This window comes from Mesorhizobium sp. WSM2561, from assembly GCF_000513915.1.
GTDB classification, from domain to species: Bacteria; Pseudomonadota; Alphaproteobacteria; order Rhizobiales; family Rhizobiaceae; genus Mesorhizobium; species Mesorhizobium muleiense.
On record NZ_AZUX01000003.1, the window covers coordinates 220392 to 237272 of the forward strand.

16 protein-coding genes are annotated in these 16881 nt (G+C 61.5%); 5 read left to right on the top strand and 11 right to left on the bottom strand.

Annotated elements, in window-relative coordinates:
* Nucleotides 1–50 precede the first annotated feature (50 nt).
* The 5 genes from rpsB to M727_RS0105975 form a co-directional block, all read right to left on the bottom strand.
* The gene (rpsB, locus tag M727_RS0105955) at nt 51–848 is read right to left on the bottom strand and encodes a 30S ribosomal protein S2 (RefSeq protein ID WP_027151898.1); all 798 of its coding nucleotides are present in this window, start codon (nt 846–848) and stop codon (nt 51–53) included.
* A 177-nt stretch (nt 849–1025) separates the two neighbouring features.
* Nucleotides 1026–1637, bottom strand: a complete 612-nt coding sequence (locus tag M727_RS0105960) for a LysE family translocator (RefSeq protein ID WP_027151899.1) — start codon at nt 1635–1637, stop codon at nt 1026–1028.
* A complete protein-coding gene (locus M727_RS0105965) occupies nt 1634–1912 on the bottom strand; it encodes a DUF4031 domain-containing protein (protein ID WP_027151900.1) in 279 nt (92 codons plus the stop codon). The genes M727_RS0105960 and M727_RS0105965 overlap by 4 nt, the downstream gene beginning before the upstream one ends.
* 101 nt (nt 1913–2013) lie before the next feature.
* Nucleotides 2014–3312, bottom strand: coding sequence for a hypothetical protein (locus M727_RS0105970; protein WP_027151901.1), 1299 nt, complete (start codon nt 3310–3312; stop codon nt 2014–2016).
* Nucleotides 3313–3410: 98 nt separating this feature from the next.
* On the bottom strand, nt 3411–4238 hold the full coding sequence (locus M727_RS0105975) for a cell envelope integrity EipB family protein (protein WP_027151902.1): 828 nt from the start codon (nt 4236–4238) through the stop codon (nt 3411–3413).
* Nucleotides 4239–4376: 138 nt separating this feature from the next.
* Between M727_RS0105975 and M727_RS0105980 the strand changes: the two genes are divergently transcribed.
* From M727_RS0105980 to M727_RS0105995, 4 genes are all read left to right on the top strand, one after another.
* Nucleotides 4377–4841 (top strand): RidA family protein, encoded by a 465-nt coding sequence (locus M727_RS0105980; RefSeq protein ID WP_027151903.1) that lies wholly within the window; start codon nt 4377–4379, stop codon nt 4839–4841.
* Nucleotides 4842–4848: 7 nt separating this feature from the next.
* Nucleotides 4849–5577: a glycerophosphodiester phosphodiesterase gene (locus tag M727_RS0105985; protein ID WP_027151904.1), complete on the top strand. Its 729-nt coding sequence runs from the start codon at nt 4849–4851 to the stop codon at nt 5575–5577.
* Nucleotides 5578–5633: 56 nt separating this feature from the next.
* Complete coding sequence (locus tag M727_RS0105990; protein WP_027151905.1) at nt 5634–6851, top strand: GNAT family N-acetyltransferase; 1218 nt, start codon at nt 5634–5636, stop codon at nt 6849–6851.
* A 122-nt stretch (nt 6852–6973) separates the two neighbouring features.
* Nucleotides 6974–7408 carry an HIT family protein gene (locus tag M727_RS0105995; RefSeq protein ID WP_027151906.1) on the top strand — a complete coding sequence of 145 codons (435 nt, stop codon included), beginning with the start codon at nt 6974–6976 and terminating at the stop codon, nt 7406–7408.
* An 87-nt stretch (nt 7409–7495) separates the two neighbouring features.
* Here the strand turns inward: M727_RS0105995 and clpA are convergent, their stop codons facing one another.
* From clpA to M727_RS0106025, 6 genes are all read right to left on the bottom strand, one after another.
* Entirely contained in the window at nt 7496–9961 is a 2466-nt protein-coding gene (gene clpA, locus M727_RS0106000) for an ATP-dependent Clp protease ATP-binding subunit ClpA (protein ID WP_027151907.1), read from the bottom strand.
* 6 nt (nt 9962–9967) lie between these two features.
* A complete protein-coding gene (gene clpS / locus M727_RS0106005; RefSeq protein WP_023801212.1) occupies nt 9968–10294 on the bottom strand; it encodes an ATP-dependent Clp protease adapter ClpS in 327 nt (108 codons plus the stop codon).
* Between the two features lie 407 nt (nt 10295–10701).
* Nucleotides 10702–12378: an iron ABC transporter permease gene (locus M727_RS0106010; protein WP_027151908.1), complete on the bottom strand. Its 1677-nt coding sequence runs from the start codon at nt 12376–12378 to the stop codon at nt 10702–10704.
* Between the two features lie 44 nt (nt 12379–12422).
* A complete protein-coding gene (locus M727_RS0106015; protein ID WP_027151909.1) occupies nt 12423–13448 on the bottom strand; it encodes a Fe(3+) ABC transporter substrate-binding protein in 1026 nt (341 codons plus the stop codon).
* A gap of 115 nt (nt 13449–13563) precedes the next feature.
* Nucleotides 13564–14628: an ABC transporter ATP-binding protein gene (locus M727_RS0106020; RefSeq protein WP_027151910.1), complete on the bottom strand. Its 1065-nt coding sequence runs from the start codon at nt 14626–14628 to the stop codon at nt 13564–13566.
* Nucleotides 14629–14775: 147 nt separating this feature from the next.
* Nucleotides 14776–15105: a phasin family protein gene (locus M727_RS0106025; RefSeq protein WP_027151911.1), complete on the bottom strand. Its 330-nt coding sequence runs from the start codon at nt 15103–15105 to the stop codon at nt 14776–14778.
* Between the two features lie 335 nt (nt 15106–15440).
* On the opposite strand from M727_RS0106025, the gene M727_RS0106030 reads away from it, so the two are divergent.
* Complete coding sequence (locus M727_RS0106030; protein WP_027151912.1) at nt 15441–16871, top strand: D-alanyl-D-alanine carboxypeptidase; 1431 nt, start codon at nt 15441–15443, stop codon at nt 16869–16871.
* Nucleotides 16872–16881 lie beyond the last annotated feature (10 nt).

Genomic DNA, 16881 nt, shown 5'->3' on the forward strand with positions numbered 1-16881 from the left:
TCAGCGCGCCAAAATATGAGAAAGATGAAGGCCGAAACCGGCCTTCGCTGTTACGCTTCCGGTGTCTGGGCGGCCGGTGTCTCGGCGGCCGGCGTCGGCTCGAGTGCCGGCTCGATCGGAGCCTCGGCCAAAGCGCCGACGTCGACGCCAAGCGCGCCCTGCTGGCGAGCAATGCCGTCGATTGCAGCCTTGGCGATCAGATCACAATAGAGCTGGATGGCGCGGGCCGCGTCGTCATTGCCCGGAATCGGGAAATCGATCTTGTCCGGGTCGCAGTTGGAATCGATGATGGCGACGACCGGGATGCCGAGACGCTTGGCCTCGAGGATGGCGATCGCTTCCTTGTTGGTGTCGATCACGAACATCAGGTCTGGCGTCGAGCCCATGTCCTTGATGCCGCCCAGCGCCTTGTCGAGCTTCTCGCGCTCGCGGTCGAGGTTGAGGCGCTCCTTCTTGGTGAGCCCCTGGGCCTCGCCAGCCAGCATCTCGTCAAGCTTGCGCAGGCGCTGGATGGAGTTCGAGATCGTCTTCCAGTTGGTCATCATGCCGCCGAGCCAGCGGGAGTTGACATAGTACTGGGCCGAGCGCTGTGCGGCGTCGGCGACGATGTCGGACGCCTGGCGCTTGGTGCCGACGAACAGCACGCGGCCACCCTTGGCGACGGTGTCGGAAACCTGCTTCAGCGCCTGGTGCAGCAGCGGCACCGTCTGCGAGAGGTCGATGATGTGGATGTTGTTGCGGGCGCCATAGATATAGGGCGCCATCTTCGGGTTCCAGCGGTGGGTCTGGTGGCCGAAGTGAATGCCAGCTTCCAAAAGCTGGCGCATGCTGAAATCAGGCAGAGCCATTCTTATGTCCTTTTCCGGTTAGCCTCCACGGACACAGGCATTTCTGGACTTTGTCCTCGAACGCCACCGGAGGTTTCAGCCGGATTTCTCCCGGGCAGACACCAAAGTCCGTGTGTGGAATGAGCGCGCATATAGAGGGGATGCGCGGCAAACGCAAGCGCTGCGGTGTCTTGCGGCTCAGCGTGCGGCGATCAGCGCACCGGTGCCGATCATGGCGCCGCCGGCAAACCTGTTCATCAAGCGCATCCGCCTTGGCGTCTTGAACCAGCTCGAAGCCTGCCCGGCAAGCACCGCATAGACGCCCATTGTGCTAATGTTGACGCCGACCACGACCGCAACCACAAGCAGCCCCTCAGCGAAGCTCATTGCATTGAGATCGAGGATCAATGGCATGATGGATGCGTGGAACAGGATCGCCTTGGGATTGCCCAATGAGATGGAGATGCCGAGGTAAAACGATCGAGACAGTCTTGCCTGCGTTACCTCCAGTCCATCCGATCGCGCGGAAGCCGATCGCCACATCCTGATGCCAAGAAACATCAGATAGGCAGCACCCGCATATTTCAGGATGAGAAAAACCCATTCGAAGGTCTGTGCCAGTGCCACGAGACCGAGCAGCGCCAAAGTCACCAGCACCGCGTCGCCAGCGGCGATACCGAGGCCAGCCAGGAACGCGCGAACGAACCCACGCGAGACGCCGTTGGCAATGACCGTGAATACCGCCGGGCCAGGCGTGGCGGCGGCAAATGTGATCGCAGCGCAGTAAGCCAGAAATGCCGTCAACGTCATGGTCGTATCTTCCCCTTCGGCACCCGGACACGCCGGAAAACAGCAACGATCTCCTCGCGGCTGCATTCGACGGCGCCTAGCCGCACCGCGCGGTCGCGCTCAAAGCCGGTTATGTCATAATGCGGCGCCGATGTCTTCGGCGGCCCCTGATAGGACGAGCGCTTGACGCCGAGCTGTGCTGCAAAACGATGCAGCTCGTCGGTATCGTCGGCCAGCAGGTGACACCAGCGGTGGCCGACCCATTTCCAGATCGCCGCGTCGACATAGACCGCCATGAGGCTTGCCGTACTCCTTCATCTTGCGCCGACCAGCGGAGCAGCAGCTCACCCGCAGCCGAGATCCAACGTCAGCGAGGCCAATGCTAGAGATGCCAATCCTAGCGATGATAGAAGGGATTCGGATAGAAAATGAAGCTGCCGGCGGCTTCGAGTTCGGCCACGGTCGTGGAGATGGTCTCCTGCATGCGCCGGTGCAGTTCGGCGAGGGCATCGTCGATCGAGCCAGGATTGGCGTGCAATCCCAACGGCTCCGGCACCCGGATATGCGCGCAGCGCGGCCCGGCCGGTTGCGGTACGAAGCAATTGACCGTGTCGCGCAGCGTGCCCTTGCAATAATCGTTGCGGATACGCTTCAGATGCTCTGCGATCTCCTCTTGCGCAATGCGCGGTTTGGCTGAGGCCCACGGTCCGACGCGTTGGAGACGCTGGATCGTGTCCGCCACCGAGCGGATCTGTTTTTGTCGCTCGGCGTCGCCGGTGCCTTCCCGCAGCCAGCGGCGCGCCCGGCGCAAAAGCTCGGCGATCTCGCTGGCGCCGGGATGGACCGAAATACCCTCCCCCAGGCGCCGGCTCAATTCGAGCAGCAATTGCGTCTGACGCATAGCGTACGAAGCCCGTTTGTCGGACGCCATGTCGCAGGCAATCTCTTCGCGCGACAGCAGCGTCGCATAGATATGGTGGACGCGCTCCGGCAGCGTATCGGCGGCACGGCGCTCGATCTTCAGGCTTTTCTCGACATAGGCGCATTCCTGCGCCAGCGCCGGCTCGACATTTTTGGTGAAGGCGAGCTTCCAGACGACCGGCGCGATCCAGACTTTGAAATCCTGATCCATGGCGCGACCGCGCTTGAGCGCTTCGAACCCCATCTCGACCGCCCCCGGAAGAAGCGGAGCGACGACATTCCCATGCCAGCCGACGCCGCCTTCGGGATGCAAGAGAACGCCATGCCCTTTCAGTGCCCAGTCGATCGAGTGTTCCTTGGCAGCACCACTGTTGCCAGGTATCTGGGCGATCAGATTGTTGGCCAGCCAGAATTTCTGCATGATCCGGCCGAGGCCGTTGACGACGCCATGCGTGGCCCAGGACGCCGCGAGCGGACTGACCCGCGAGACGATCTCCTTGTCGATCATCCAGTCGGTGAAGAATTCCGGATGGTTGGGCGTGATGAATGTTGCCTTGCCTGCGCCGCAACAGGCCTTCAGCCGCTGCCGGTCGTCGTCGGGAAAGTCGATATGGCGGACATTGGCGACACCGCGCAATCCGGCCACGCGGTTGAACGGCAACAGGTCGCGAAACCCGGGAATGCCACGCAGCATGACGACCCGGTTGACGACAGTCATGATCCTGATCAGCGCCGGATTGGGCGTCGGCGCCACGAACACATCGATTTTGCTCAACCCACCCCCCGATCGACCCCTCGGCGTAGAGGTTGAAATGCAATTGCGGCGTGTTCAAGTCATGGGCCGCCGCCCTGCGGCGTGGCTAACCCAAGGCTCTATTTCGGCGGACAGGGTTTCGTCTGATCGAACAGCGAAAGATTGACCAGCTTGCCGGTCATCGAGAAGTCGTTGTAGTCCATGACGAGGTCGCGCGTGATGCCGTTCTCATGCAGCTTGAAGCTGATCCGGTATTCCGGCACCTCCTCGCCTGACTTGTCGGTGCTGTCGAAATAGGCGATGTCGACTGGCCAGTATTTGTCAGTGGCGAGTTTTGCCAGTGCCGGCACTTCCGGATCGGTCTTGTCGGCATCGGCTTTCTTGCCGACGACGACGGTGGTGGTCATCACCTTGTTGGCATCTTCCGAACCGTCGAACAGGTTGGTTTCGTAGAAATTTTCGCCCTTTTCGGCCTTGTCGATCAGTTCGGCCAGATGCTGCGTCGGAAACTGTGTGGCCGGCAGTTCGACGCTGCTCTTCTCCGGCTTGTCGATGTCGACCTTGAGGCCGTTTGTCTCCTTCGTCGCGGTGCCCTTGACCTCCTTGTCGAGAGTCTGGTCGACGAAGGATTTTGTCACGAACGAGAAGGTCTTGCCTTCGGCGTCCTCGAAAGTGGTCGTCTGCTGGTCGGTCAGCCTTGTATTCTCGTTGGTGACGATCTGGGTGACGAAACGGAACTTCACCGTATAGCCTTCGCAAGGCGAGCCGTTGAACTCATAGACCATGCGGCCGGAAATGCCGGTGATGCCGGAGCGGTCGGAGGCCTTGTCCAGGGTCAGATCGTAAACCGCGCGATGCGCCTGCAGCGCCGGCACGGCAAAAGCCGGCGCCATCGAGAACACCGCTGGCAGCAGGACAGCGTGGAATGCGAGGCGTGTTGCGCGCATGAGGGGCTCCGATCATCGCGCCTGATGGCAGGCCGCAGGGAAAGAGGGTCCAGCTTAAAAAAAGTCGTGGCGGAAGCGAGGCAAAAATTGCAATTTCGGCCCGGCCTGCGCAGCGTCATCAAGCAATAGGGAAATACCATGAGTGAAACAATCGAAAAGCGGCTAAGCGATCTCGGCGTGACGCTTCCGGTCGCTGCCGCGCCCGCCGCCAACTACGTGCCCTATTGCAGGTCAGGCAATCTGCTGTTCATCGCCGGACAGCTGCCGCTCAGCGAGGGCAAGCTGCAGGCGAGCGGCCTGCTCGGCCGTGATGTCGACATCGCAACCGGCCAGGAAGCGGCAAAATACTGCGCGATCAACATATTGGCGCAGGCAAAGGCAGCACTTGGCGATCTCGAGAAAATCCGCCGCGTAGTCAAGATCACCGTCTTCGTCGCCTCGGCGCCGGATTTTTTCGAGCAGCACCTGGTTGCCAACGGCGCCTCGGATCTACTGGTTGCAGTGCTCGGCGATCCCGGCAGGCATGCTCGCGCCGCCGTCGGTGCCGCCTCCCTGCCGCTTAATGCCGCAGTGGAAATCGAAGCCATCTTCGAAGTCGAATGAGCCCGGCATGACCGACCTTTCCTGGCTGACCGCCCGACCCATTGCCCATCGCGGCCTCCACGACATGAACAAGACGCGCTGGGAGAACACGCTTTCCGCCTTTGCCGCTGCGGCTGAACGCGGCTATGCGATCGAATGCGATGTGCATCTGTCGTCAGACCGCATCCCGGTGATCATCCACGATAGCGATCTGAAGCGGCTGACCGGCCAGGACGGTTTCGTCTGGCAGCGCACGGCAGCAGAAATGACGGCCCTCAAGATCGGCGGCACATCAGATCGTCTGCCGACGCTGCAGCAGGCCCTCGACCTGGTCGATGGTCGCGTGCCGGTGGTCGTCGAACTGAAAGGCGTTCCCGGCCGTGACGAAGGCTTGGTGGAAAGCGTCGGCAAGATGCTCAAGAACTACAAGGGCAAGGCGGCGATCATGTCGTTCGACCACTGGCTGATCCGCGACTTCCCGAAACACGCGCCCGGCATTCCGGGCGGGCTGACCGCTTATGGCAACGAAGTCAAGCTGATCGAGGCGCATTTCGCCATGCTGGCGCACGACATCGCCTTCGCCTCCTACGCCGCCGGCGACCTGCCGAACCAGTTTGTCAGTTTCGTGCGCGAAAGGCTCAAAATGCCGGTCATCACCTGGACCGTGCTCGACCAACCGGCGGTCGACCTGACCTTCAGATATGCCGACCAGATGACGTTCGAAGGATTTGAGCCGGATCTTGTGCAGGTCGCCTGAACCGAGCTTGCATGAACTGTGCTTGCATGGACCGGCACGGAGCTTAAATAGGCCTCATGGATCAAGGCGATGAAGGCGACGGGCAAACGGCGAATGGAGCGTATGCGATCCGGGTTGCCTCCGGCATCGGAGCCTTCACCTGCGCCGAATGGGATGGCCTCGGCGGGACCTCACGCGGCGATACAGAAAACGGATACAACCCACTTGTTTCATTCACTTTTCTGAGCGCTCTTGAGGATTCCGGCTGCGCCGTGCGGCGCACCGGCTGGCAGAGCCATCATCTCAGGCTCGAGACAGCGCAGGGAAAGCTGCTCGGTGCCATTCCCTGCTACCTGAAATCGCACAGCCAGGGCGAATATGTATTCGATCACGGCTGGTCGGACGCGTTCGAGCGCGCCGGCGGGCGTTACTATCCAAAACTGCAATGCGCCGTGCCGTTCACGCCGGTCACCGGCCCTCGCCTGCTGGTCAACAAGGGCGAGGACAGTCGCGCCGTGAAGGCCGGCTTGGCGGCCGGCCTGAAGGCGGTGACGGAAAAACTCGGCGTTTCCTCCGCGCACGTGACCTTCGCGCAGCTGAGGGAAGTCGAGGCGCTGGAAGCGGCGGGTTTTTTGCACCGCACCGACCGGCAGTTCCACTTCTTCAATGAGGGCTATTCGACCTACGACGATTTTCTCGCCACTCTGGCATCGCGCAAGCGCAAGGCGATGAGGAAGGAGCGGCGCGAGGCGCTCGCTCACGGCATCTCGATCGACTGGCTGACCGGCAAGGACCTGACCGAAAGGGTCTGGGACGACTTCTTTGCCTTCTACATGGATACCGGCAGCAGGAAATGGGGGCGGCCCTATCTCAGCCGCGAGTTTTTCTCGATGATCGGCGAGCGCATGGCCGACGACATCCTGCTGGTGATGGCCAGGCGCAATGGACGCTACATTGCCGGCGCTATCAATTTCATCGGTTCCGATGCGCTCTACGGGCGCAACTGGGGCTGCATCGAGGACCACCCCTTCCTGCATTTCGAGGTCTGCTATCACCAGGCGATCGACTTCGCCATCGACCGTAAGCTGAAGGTGGTCGAAGCCGGCGCGCAAGGCGAGCACAAGCTGGCGCGCGGCTACAGGCCGGTGACAACGCATTCGGCGCATTACATCGCGCATCCCGGCTTGCGTAACGCGGTCGCCGACTATCTCAGGCGCGAGCGCCGCGAAGTGGAGCGGATGGCCGGCTATCTCGAAGAGCACACCCCGTTCCGCAAGGATCTGGCGGACGATTAGTTAGAGCGACGTGCGTCCAATTGGACGCACAAAGTACGCTCGAAAGCATCGTAGTTTCCGAAAATCGATTCCGATTGTCGGGTCGATGCGGTAGGAGCAAGGCACAATCCGGAGCGCACGCCATGGCCGAAAAAACCACCTACGACAGCAACAATATCTTCGCGAAAATCCTGCGCGGTGAAATCCCGTCGCATCGCGTCTATGAAGATGACGCGGTTGTCGCCTTGATGGATGTGATGCCGCAAGGGCCGGGTCATACGCTGGTTGTGCCGAAGGCACCGTCGCGCAACCTGCTGGACGCGGATCCGGCAACATTCGGCCCACTCTTCGCCGTCGTGCAAAAGGTGGCGGTGGCGGTGAAGAAGGCCTTCGGCGCCGATGGCGTCACCATCCTGCAGTTCAACGAGCCTGCTTCGGGCCAGACCGTCTACCACCTCCATGTCCATGTCATTCCACGCTTCGAGGGCATCCCTTTGAAGCCGCATAGTGGGCAGATGGAGAAGCCGGAAGTGTTGGCTGAGAACGCTGGCAAGATACGGACGGCGCTGACAAACTGATGTCGGGCGTCGCACGTCCGACCGCCCACCAGCCCCTCGAAGCAAAAAAGCCCCGTTTCCGGGGCTTTTTTTTAGCTTTCAGGGCCATCATCCCTTGCGGGGGAGTTGCGGCACCAGGCTGCGCTTGCTGCCATCCTTGCCCTTGGGCTCCGCCTTCTGCGCGACCGCCTTTTTCGCGGCCGGCTTCTTGCCGGCAGCTTTCCTGGGCTTCGGCGTGTCGTCCGGTTCTTCCTTCTTCGGCTTGACCGGCGCCTCGTCGGCGAGTGACTCGAGCTTGAGCCCGGTTTCGCCGGTCTCTTTCTTGTCGACGGTGACACGCACCGTGCCGCCCTTCTTGAGCTTGCCGAACAGCACCTCGTCGGCCAGCGGCTTCTTGATGTGCTCCTGGATGACGCGGCCGAGCGGCCGTGCTCCCATGCGCTCATCATAGCCCTTCTCGGCCAGCCAGGCGATCGCCTCCTGCGACAGGTCGAAGGTGACGCCACGCTCGGAGAGCTGGGCCTCGAGCTGCATGACGAACTTCTGCACCACCTGGTGGATGACCGGCACCGGCAGCGAGCCGAACGGGATGATCGCATCGAGACGGTTGCGGAACTCCGGCGTGAACAGCCGGTTGATCGCCTCGACATCGTCGCCTTCGCGCTTGGTCGAGCCGAAACCGATCGCCGCGCGCTGCGCATCCGAGGCGCCCGCATTGGTGGTCATGATCAGGATGACATTGCGGAAGTCGATCTGCTTGCCGTTGTGGTCGGTCAGCTTGCCATGGTCCATGACCTGCAACAGGATGTTGAACAGATCCGGATGCGCCTTCTCGACCTCGTCCAGCAACAGCACGCAATGCGGATGCTGGTCGACGCCGTCGGTCAACAGGCCGCCCTGGTCGAAGCCGACATAGCCGGGAGGCGCACCGATCAGCCGTGAGACGGTGTGGCGTTCCATATATTCGGACATGTCAAAGCGGATCAGCTCGACACCGAGCGAGGCCGCGAGCTGCTTTGCCACTTCGGTCTTGCCGACGCCGGTCGGCCCCGAGAACAGGTAGGAGCCGATCGGCTTCTCCGGTTCGCGCAGGCCGGCCCGCGCCAGCTTGATCGCCGAGGTCAAAGCCGTGATCGCGGTGTCCTGACCGTAGACGACGCGCTTCAGCTCGATGTCGAGACCGGCCAGCACCTTCTCGTCGTCGGCGGAAACCGTCTTCGGCGGAATGCGGGCGATGGTGGCGATCGTCGCTTCGATCTCCTTGATGCCGATGGTCTTCTTGCGCTTGGCCTCCGGCACCAGCATTTGCGAGGCGCCGGTCTCGTCGATCACGTCGATCGCCTTGTCCGGCAGCTTGCGGTCGTTGATGTAGCGCGCCGACAGTTCGACCGAAGCCTTGATCGCCTCAGCCGTGTAGCGAACCTTGTGGAACTCCTCGAAATACGGCTTGAGACCCTTCATGATCTCGATGGCGTCCTCGATGGTCGGTTCGTTGACGTCGATCTTCTGGAAGCGCCGCACCAAGGCGCGGTCCTTCTCGAAGAACTGGCGGAACTCCTTGTAGGTGGTTGAACCGATGCAGCGGATCGTTCCGGACGACAGCGCCGGCTTCAACAGGTTCGACGCATCCATGGCGCCGCCAGACGTCGCTCCTGCCCCGATCACGGTGTGGATCTCGTCGATGAACAGAACCGCGCCCGGATAATCCTCGAGCTCCTTGACGACCTGCTTCAGCCGCTCCTCGAAATCACCACGATAGCGGGTGCCGGCCAGCAATGTTCCCATGTCGAGCGCGAAGATGGTGGCGTTGTGCAGCACTTCCGGCACGTCGCCCTCGACGATGCGCTTGGCGAGGCCCTCGGCGATCGCCGTCTTGCCGACGCCGGGGTCGCCGACATAGAGCGGATTGTTCTTGGAGCGGCGGCACAGCACCTGGATGGTGCGGTTGATCTCGGACTCGCGGCCGATCAGCGGATCGATCTTGCCGGCCTTGGCCTTGTTGTTCAGATTGACGCAATAGGCGGTCAGCGCGTCCTGCTGCTGCTTTTTCTTGCCGCCGTCCTCTTGCGGCTCGGCGCCGCTCTGGCCCTGCTCGTCATCGGCGCCGCGCGGCGACCGCGTCTCGGATGCGCCGGGGCGCTTGGCGATGCCATGCGAGATGTAGTTGACCGCGTCGTAGCGGGTCATCTGCTGTTCTTGCAGGAAATAGGCGGCATGGCTCTCGCGCTCGGCGAAGATGGCAACGAGCACGTTGGCGCCGGAGACTTCCTCGCGGCCGGACGACTGCACATGGATCACCGCGCGCTGGATGACGCGCTGGAAACCGGCCGTCGGCTTGGAATCCTCGTCATAGCCGGTAACGAGATTGTCGAGCTCAGTGTCGATATAGGTGAGAACCGTATGCTTCAACTCGTCGAGATCGACGTTGCAGGCGCGCATGACCGCGGCCGCCTCGGTGTCGTCGATGAGCGCGAGCAGCAAGTGTTCAAGGGTTGCGTATTCGTGGTGCCGCTCATTGGCGAGCGTCAGCGCCTGGTGAAGCGCCTTTTCCAGGCCTTGGGAGAAAGCCGGCATGTTACCTCACTTCTTCTCCATCACGCATTGCAGCGGATGCTGATTCTGTCGGGCGAAATCCATGACCTGAGACACTTTGGTCTCGGCCACCTCGAATGTATAGACCCCGCACTCGCCCACTCCATGATTGTGAACATGAAGCATGATGCGTGTGGCGGCTTCACGGTCCTTCTGGAAAAAACGCTCCAGCACGTGAACCACGAATTCCATGGGCGTGTAGTCGTCGTTGAGAATGAGGACCCGGTAAAGGCTAGGCTTCTTGGTCTTGGTTTTGGTGCGCGTGATGACGGCCGTGCCGCGACCGGTCTCGTTGCCGTCGCTGCCGTTTTGCATCCGCACCACATCTGTTGTGGCAGTCAAACCTGTCGTCACGTAACCCTGCCTTTTCGAATCCCCATGCGCGTTCGACATGTAGGTGTTCGATGAATGATTTTAAGCCCTTCTGTTTAGCTGACAATATGGCTAGGTGGCCAAACTTGACCGATTTTTCGAAATCGTGAAGGCAGCAGAGCCCCTGATTTCAAAATCGAGGGCATCGGCACGATCCGACAGGCGTGGAGCACTGGCGGTTTATCGTGGATGCGTCAGCCAACAGACGCGCTTTAATGCATGTCGCGCAAAAGTGTGTAGCGGTTTTGCGATCACGCCATGCATAAAACAACAACCTAAAGCGCGTCGCATGAGACCGGTCAAACGCGACGCGCTTTAGGTGCCAGCGAGTCTGTTTAGGCCGGACACACTCAGGATTTCCATCGTCCAACACGAGCGAGAACAGCGACAGGCAAGATGCCGACGAGAACTATGGCAAGTGCCGCGATCGAGGCTTCCTCGTAGGTCCCGCGCGCCGCCTCGCCGTAGAGATGCGTCGCCAAGGTCTCGAAATTAAGCGGCCTCAACAGAAGCGTCGCCGGCAACTCCTTCATGCAATCGACAAACACGAGCAAGCCCGCAGCGACGAGCGACGGTTTCGAAAGCGGCAGATGAATATGCCGGAATGTGCCAGTCACATTCTGGCCGAGGCTGCGCGCGGCGTGATCGAACGAGCGCGGAATGCGGCTGAAGCCCGCCTCGACCGAACCGACCGCAATCGCCAGGAAGCGTGCGACATAGGCGTAGCCGAGCGCTGCTCCGGACCCGATCAGCAGCAGGCCGGTTGGCGCGCCCAGCCATACGAGCGCGGTTCGGTCGATCATCTGATCGAGGGCCGCGACGGGCAACAATATTCCGATGGCCACCACGGTGCCGGGCATCGCATAGCCGACCGTGGAAATCCGCTGCAAAGCCGCCGTGACACGGCCGGGAAGCGAGCGCGCCGTATAGGCGATGACCACGCCGAAGAGGAGGATGGCGAGCGTGGCCATGGCCGACAGGGTGACGGTGTTGAGCGTTTCCGACAAGAGCCGGGGCGACAGCCCTGCGAAACGGACGCGCTTCCACGCCTCGACGGCAAGATAGCTCGCCGGGGCGATGAACCCGATGAACACCGGCAAAAGGCCGAGCGCAAAAACCAGCAGACCGGAAACGGTGCCGAGACGATGCGGTGTGAAATTCCGCGCCTTTTGTGCGCTCGACCAATAACGCTGACGACGGCGCGCCCAACGCTCGATAGTGACGAGCGCGACCACCAATGACAGCATGGCGAGCGCAATCTGCGCCGCGCCCGGCAGGTCGGACCGCGTCACCCATGTCGTGTAGACCGAGACCGTCAGTGTCTTCACGCCCAGGAACTCCGAGGCACCGATGTCGTTCAGCGCCTCCATCAGCGCGAGGCTGACGCCGACGGCGATCGCCGGACGTGCCAGCGGCAGCGCAACGCGCCAGAAGACGCCGCCTTTGCCACTTCCAAGCGTGCGCGACACCTCGACCAGATTGGCCGCCTGGGTGAGAAACATCGCCCGCGTCGTCAGGTACACATAGGGGTAGAGCACGAAGCCGAGCAGTACGATGCAGCCGGCCATCGACCGGATGTCGGGAAGGCGGAATTCGTGTGGGCTGGTGTAGCCAAGGGCGGCTCTGACCGCACCCTGGACCAAGCCGATCGGATGGAGAAGATCGAGATAGACGTAGGCGATTATGTAGGTCGGCACCGCGAGCGGGAGGAGCAGCGCCCATTCGAGAAACCTGCGGCCGGGAAAGTCATAGGCGGTGACAAGCCAGGCCGTCGAGGTGCCAAGAAGCGTGACGAGGACACCGACGCCGACGAGCAGCGCCGTGGTCTGCTGGAAGGCCTGTGGCAGCACATAGGCGAGGAGATGCGGCCAGAGCCCGCTCGATCCCCGCAGCGCCTGCCAGATAAGGGCGAGAACCGGAGTGGCCACCAGCACAGCGACAAGCACGGTCGCCATGAACCACAGTCGCCCGGACCAGTACCGGGCGACCTTCACAGTGGAGGCTCTTCGCAGGTCGACATCCGACATCGGGAGATCACCGGGCGCAGCACTGCCCACGCCCGGATCGCCCATCAGTTGTCGAAGCCGACCTTCTCGGTCAGTTCGCTTGCCTGCTTGCGATGCTTGACGATTTCCGTCATCGGCACGGGATCGACTTTCAACTCGCCGAACGAGGCGATGGTCGGGTCGATCGGAGCGCCGGGCTTGACCGGGTATTCGAAATTTGCCTTGGCATAGAGTGTCTGGGCGTCGTCGGAGACCAGATATTCCAGCAGCTTGACCGCCTCACCCTTGTTCGGCGCATGCTTTGCGACGGCCGCGCCGCTGACGTTGACCTGCGTGCCGCCATCCTTGAACGTTGGCAGGACGACCTTGATCGCGTCGCCCCAGGCGACCTGCTCCTCACCGCCCTTGCCGGAGCGCATCAGTCCGACGTAGTAGGAATTGGCGATGCCTATCTGGCAAATGCCGCCGAGAATGTCCTTGGCCACATCGCGATCGCCGCCGCCCGCCTTGCGGGCGAGATTCCCCTTGACGGCGGCAAGCCATGCTTCCGTCGCCTCGGCGCCGTGATGTGCGATGTAATCGGCGAAAAGAGCGGTGTTGTAGGGATGCTGGCCGGACCGGATGCAGACCTTGCCCTTCCATTTTGGATCGGACAGGTCCTCGTAGTTGAACGCGGCAAGATCGAGATCCTTGGCCGCGTAGAGTACGCGGGCCCGCATCGACAGAGCAAACCAGTTGTTGGCCGGGTCACGCAGGTTGTCCGGGACCGCGGCTTTCAGAACATCGGACTCGACCGGCTGCGTCAGGCCTTTTTCGGCCAGGTCGGCGAGGTTGCCGACATCGACCGTCATGAGAATATCGGCAGGTGAACTTTCCCCTTCCGAGGCCACACGCTCCGCAAGACCATCTTTCATAAAGACTGTATTGACCTTGACGCCGCTCGAGGCGGTGAAGGCTTCAAGCAGCGGCTGGATCAGCCCAGGCTCACGCGTGGTGTAGATGTTCAGTTCGGCCGCCAGGGCGCTGGCCCCGCCAGCGAGGGCGAAGACGCCGCCCACCAGGGCGAGTCGCAATGTGGAAAGGCTCTTCATGAAGCGGTCCTCCATTAATTGATTGGTGCGGCCGGCATTGGTTGACAGCCCGAGAATTGCTCGATCATATGTGACTAATTTAGTCAAGTTACTTTGCGACCAAAGCGCTCGCGACTTATGCCGCAGCGAATATCAGGACGCCGCCTGGATCTATGGTCAGATGGATCGGCTCCCCCGGCTTTACATCGATCCGGCTGGTGGTGCGCAAGCGCAAGAGGTCAGCAACGCCCTCGATCCTGACCAGCAATTGTTCGATCTCACCCAGAAAAGAGCGGTTGACGACAAGCGCCGGCAGACCTTCGTCGGGACCTGAAAGGGAGACAGCCTGCGGGCGGATGCAGGCAAACGCCTTGCCGCCTTCCGGAAGATCGAGCCGGGCTGGAAAGGTGCCCAGCACCGTTTCGACCCGGCCATCGCGGTAGATGCCCTCTACCCTGTTGCACGGGCACAAGAATTCGGCGGCGTAGAGTGAGTTGGGATGATCATAGATATCGTAGCCCGTCCCGACCTGCACAACCCGCCCCTCCTGCATCAGCACAACCCGGTCACCGACGGAAAGGGCCTCCTCCGGGTCGTGCGTGACGAGGATCGCCGTCGTCCCCAAGGCTCTCAACGTTGAAATGGTCTCCTCGCGCACCCGCTCCCGCAGGCCACGATCAAGGTTCGAGAAAGGCTCGTCCATCAGGAGAATGACGGGTTTTGGGGCAAGCGCCCGCGCCAGTGCGACTCGCTGCTGCTCGCCACCTGAAAGCGTGTGTGGGTAACGGCCGGAAAGCGCCTGGATGCCGATTCGGGCGATCACCTCGGCCGCACGGGCGCTCGCCTCGCGCCGCGACAGCCGCTTGAGGCCGAAGGCCACGTTCTCCTCGACGGTCAGGTGCGGGAACAGGGCATAATCCTGGAACATGAATCCGATGTTGCGGTCTTCGGGCTCGACAAAGCTGTTCGCGCCCGCGATCTCAATGCCATTGAGCAGAATTCTTCCGCTGTCCGCAGTATCTACGCCTGCAATGATCCGCAAAAGCGAGGATTTGCCGCAACCGGACTGGCCGACCAGGCAGACGATCTCTCCAGGCGCAATCGAAAGCGAAACGTCATCCAGCGCCTGGGTGTCGCCGAAGCATCGGCTGATGTGTTCCAGCGTTAGCGGAGCGCCGGCATCATTTATCGACCCATGCATCATTCGCCCTCCGACAAGCTGGCTCATAGCTGTTTAGATCAGCGTCGATCGGCTGGAAACTTAATGCCATGAAAAAAACCCGGCCGCACGTTCGCGACCGGGTCCGTCTTGCTGGCCAAAGGGCCGTGTTCACATCTTATAGCGAGATTATTTCGCCTTTGCGACGATCGATTCGAACGGCTTGTAGGCTTCCTTGGCGAGTTCGGCATAGAGGTCACCGATCTTGGTGGCTTCGGTGACGAAGGCTTCGTACGACTGCCTGGCAAAATCGGACTGGATCTCGATCGCCTTCTCCAGCGACTTGGCCGACAAAAGTTTGTCGGCTGCTGCGCTGCCGGCCTCGAAGCTTTTCTTGGTGTACTCGCCCGCCTCGGTGGCGATGGCCTGCGCGCCCTTGGAAAGGGATGCGAAGCTCTTCAAGCCGCTATCCGCAAACTCCTTGCCGTATTTGCTGAAATCTTCATAGGTCTGGGTCATTCACGCAATCCCTTGCCAGTTGCCCTTGAGCGGTGGACGCGGCCTTTTCCCGGGCCGCGTTGTGCAATGCAAGTAATATATTGTGCACTGCACAAAAAGTCAAGTTTTTTACCGAGTGTGGGTTTCACCGGGTGCCCGGCCATCCGGCCAGCAAATCGGCGCAACCGTCGGGAAATGGCTAAGATTCGAATAAAGAAAAGCTCAAGCTCGAAGAAAATGGTGAACGCCGCGGTTACCATAAACGGATTGGTAACGCTGGCCGCGATAGCTTGGCTTGAAGTGAGGCAGGACCCCTTTGCCGCCTCCACCGCAACAAAAATTCAAAGGAACCATCGGTGCGTCAGGCGTTGTCGGGCATTCTCTCCAAATCCGCGTCCTCCTTGAAAACGATCATGATCCTCGCTTTGGCGATGACCTTCGTCGTTGCCGGCGCTGCTTCGTCCATGGCGGCGAGGTCGGCGGCCATCGTCATCGACGCCAAGACCGGCAAGGTGCTTTACTCTTCGAATGCCGATGGCCGACGCTATCCCGCCTCGCTCACCAAGATGATGACGCTTTACCTGGCCTTCGAGGCCATGGCGAACGGCAAGATCGGCAAGAACTCCCGGGTCGTCTTCTCGGCCAATGCTGCTGCCGAACCGCCGACCAAACTCGGCGTCAAACGGGGCGGCGCGATAACGGTCGAGACCGCGATCCTGTCGATGGTGACCAAGTCGGCAAACGACTCGGCAACCGCAATCGGCGAACTTCTCGGCGGCAATGAAGCCAATTTCGCCCACATGATGACGGCCAAGGCGCGGGCCCTGGGCATGAAGGGGACCGTTTTCCGCAACGCCCACGGCTTGCCAAATCCCGGTCAGTTCACCACCGCGCGCGACATGGCGGTGCTCGGCATCGCGCTACGGGAGCATTTTCCCCAGTATTACAGCTATTTCTCGCAGCGTTCCTTTCTCTACGGCCGCAGGCGCATCAACGGCCACAACCGGCTGCTTGGACGCATCAAGGGCGTCGATGGCATCAAGACTGGCTACACCCGCGCCTCCGGCTACAATCTCGTTTCCTCGCTCGACGACGGCGATCGCCGCATCGTCGCGGTGGTCATAGGCGGGAAATCCGGCGGCAGCCGCGACAACCAGATGGCCGCATTGATCAAAACCTACCTGCCGAAGGCGTCGTCGCGCGGCAGCGGCATGCTGATCGCCAAGGCCAGTGGTGGCAACCCGATCACCGCGCTGGCGAAAGTATTCCTGCCCAAGCGCGACGCGCCGACGCCGGACAGCAGGCCGGACGACGATGCGGCGTACAACGAGGCCCCGGACGGCGATGCCATTGCCTCTCTGGTGGAGGAAACCGAGCCCGTCGTTGAAGAAGCCACCCCTGTCGTTGAGACCCGGCCCGTCTCTCAGACCAGGAAGGTCGAAACAGTGGCCGCGACCACGGCGGACGATGTGGCGACCGCACGGGTCGCAGCAGCCTATGGCGAACCGGCAAAGGTCGATCCCGTCAACACGGCATCGGTGCCGTCCGGCTGGGCAGTCCAGGTCGCCTCTTCGCCAAAACAGTCCGAAGCCCAGGCTCTCCTGGACGAGACGAGCAAACAGGCGCCTTCGGTCCTGGCCGATGCTGTGGGCTTCACCGTCGCCTTCGAGAAGGGCGGCGTCACCTACTACCGCGCCCGGTTCGGCTTTGGCTCGAAGACTGCCGCCTCGAAAGCCTGCAACGCCCTGAAGAAAAAGAAAATCGAGTGCTACGCCGTCCACCAGTAGGCGGCGTCGA

What these genes read in the sequence shown, in the direction of transcription:
- rpsB (WP_027151898.1), bottom strand. Translation starts at nt 848, where the DNA reads ATGGCTCTGCCTGATTTCAGCATGCGCCAGCTTTTGGAAGCTGGCATT.
- M727_RS0105960 (WP_027151899.1), bottom strand. Translation starts at nt 1,637, where the DNA reads ATGACGTTGACGGCATTTCTGGCTTACTGCGCTGCGATCACATTTGCC.
- M727_RS0105965 (WP_027151900.1), bottom strand. Translation starts at nt 1,912, where the DNA reads ATGGCGGTCTATGTCGACGCGGCGATCTGGAAATGGGTCGGCCACCGC.
- M727_RS0105975 (WP_027151902.1), bottom strand. Translation starts at nt 4,238, where the DNA reads ATGCGCGCAACACGCCTCGCATTCCACGCTGTCCTGCTGCCAGCGGTG.
- M727_RS0105980 (WP_027151903.1), top strand. Translation starts at nt 4,377, where the DNA reads ATGAGTGAAACAATCGAAAAGCGGCTAAGCGATCTCGGCGTGACGCTT.
- M727_RS0105985 (WP_027151904.1), top strand. Translation starts at nt 4,849, where the DNA reads ATGACCGACCTTTCCTGGCTGACCGCCCGACCCATTGCCCATCGCGGC.
- M727_RS0105990 (WP_027151905.1), top strand. Translation starts at nt 5,634, where the DNA reads ATGGATCAAGGCGATGAAGGCGACGGGCAAACGGCGAATGGAGCGTAT.
- M727_RS0105995 (WP_027151906.1), top strand. Translation starts at nt 6,974, where the DNA reads ATGGCCGAAAAAACCACCTACGACAGCAACAATATCTTCGCGAAAATC.
- clpA (WP_027151907.1), bottom strand. Translation starts at nt 9,961, where the DNA reads ATGCCGGCTTTCTCCCAAGGCCTGGAAAAGGCGCTTCACCAGGCGCTG.
- clpS (WP_023801212.1), bottom strand. Translation starts at nt 10,294, where the DNA reads ATGCAAAACGGCAGCGACGGCAACGAGACCGGTCGCGGCACGGCCGTC.
- M727_RS0106010 (WP_027151908.1), bottom strand. Translation starts at nt 12,378, where the DNA reads ATGTCGGATGTCGACCTGCGAAGAGCCTCCACTGTGAAGGTCGCCCGG.
- M727_RS0106015 (WP_027151909.1), bottom strand. Translation starts at nt 13,448, where the DNA reads ATGAAGAGCCTTTCCACATTGCGACTCGCCCTGGTGGGCGGCGTCTTC.
- M727_RS0106020 (WP_027151910.1), bottom strand. Translation starts at nt 14,628, where the DNA reads ATGCATGGGTCGATAAATGATGCCGGCGCTCCGCTAACGCTGGAACAC.
- M727_RS0106025 (WP_027151911.1), bottom strand. Translation starts at nt 15,105, where the DNA reads ATGACCCAGACCTATGAAGATTTCAGCAAATACGGCAAGGAGTTTGCG.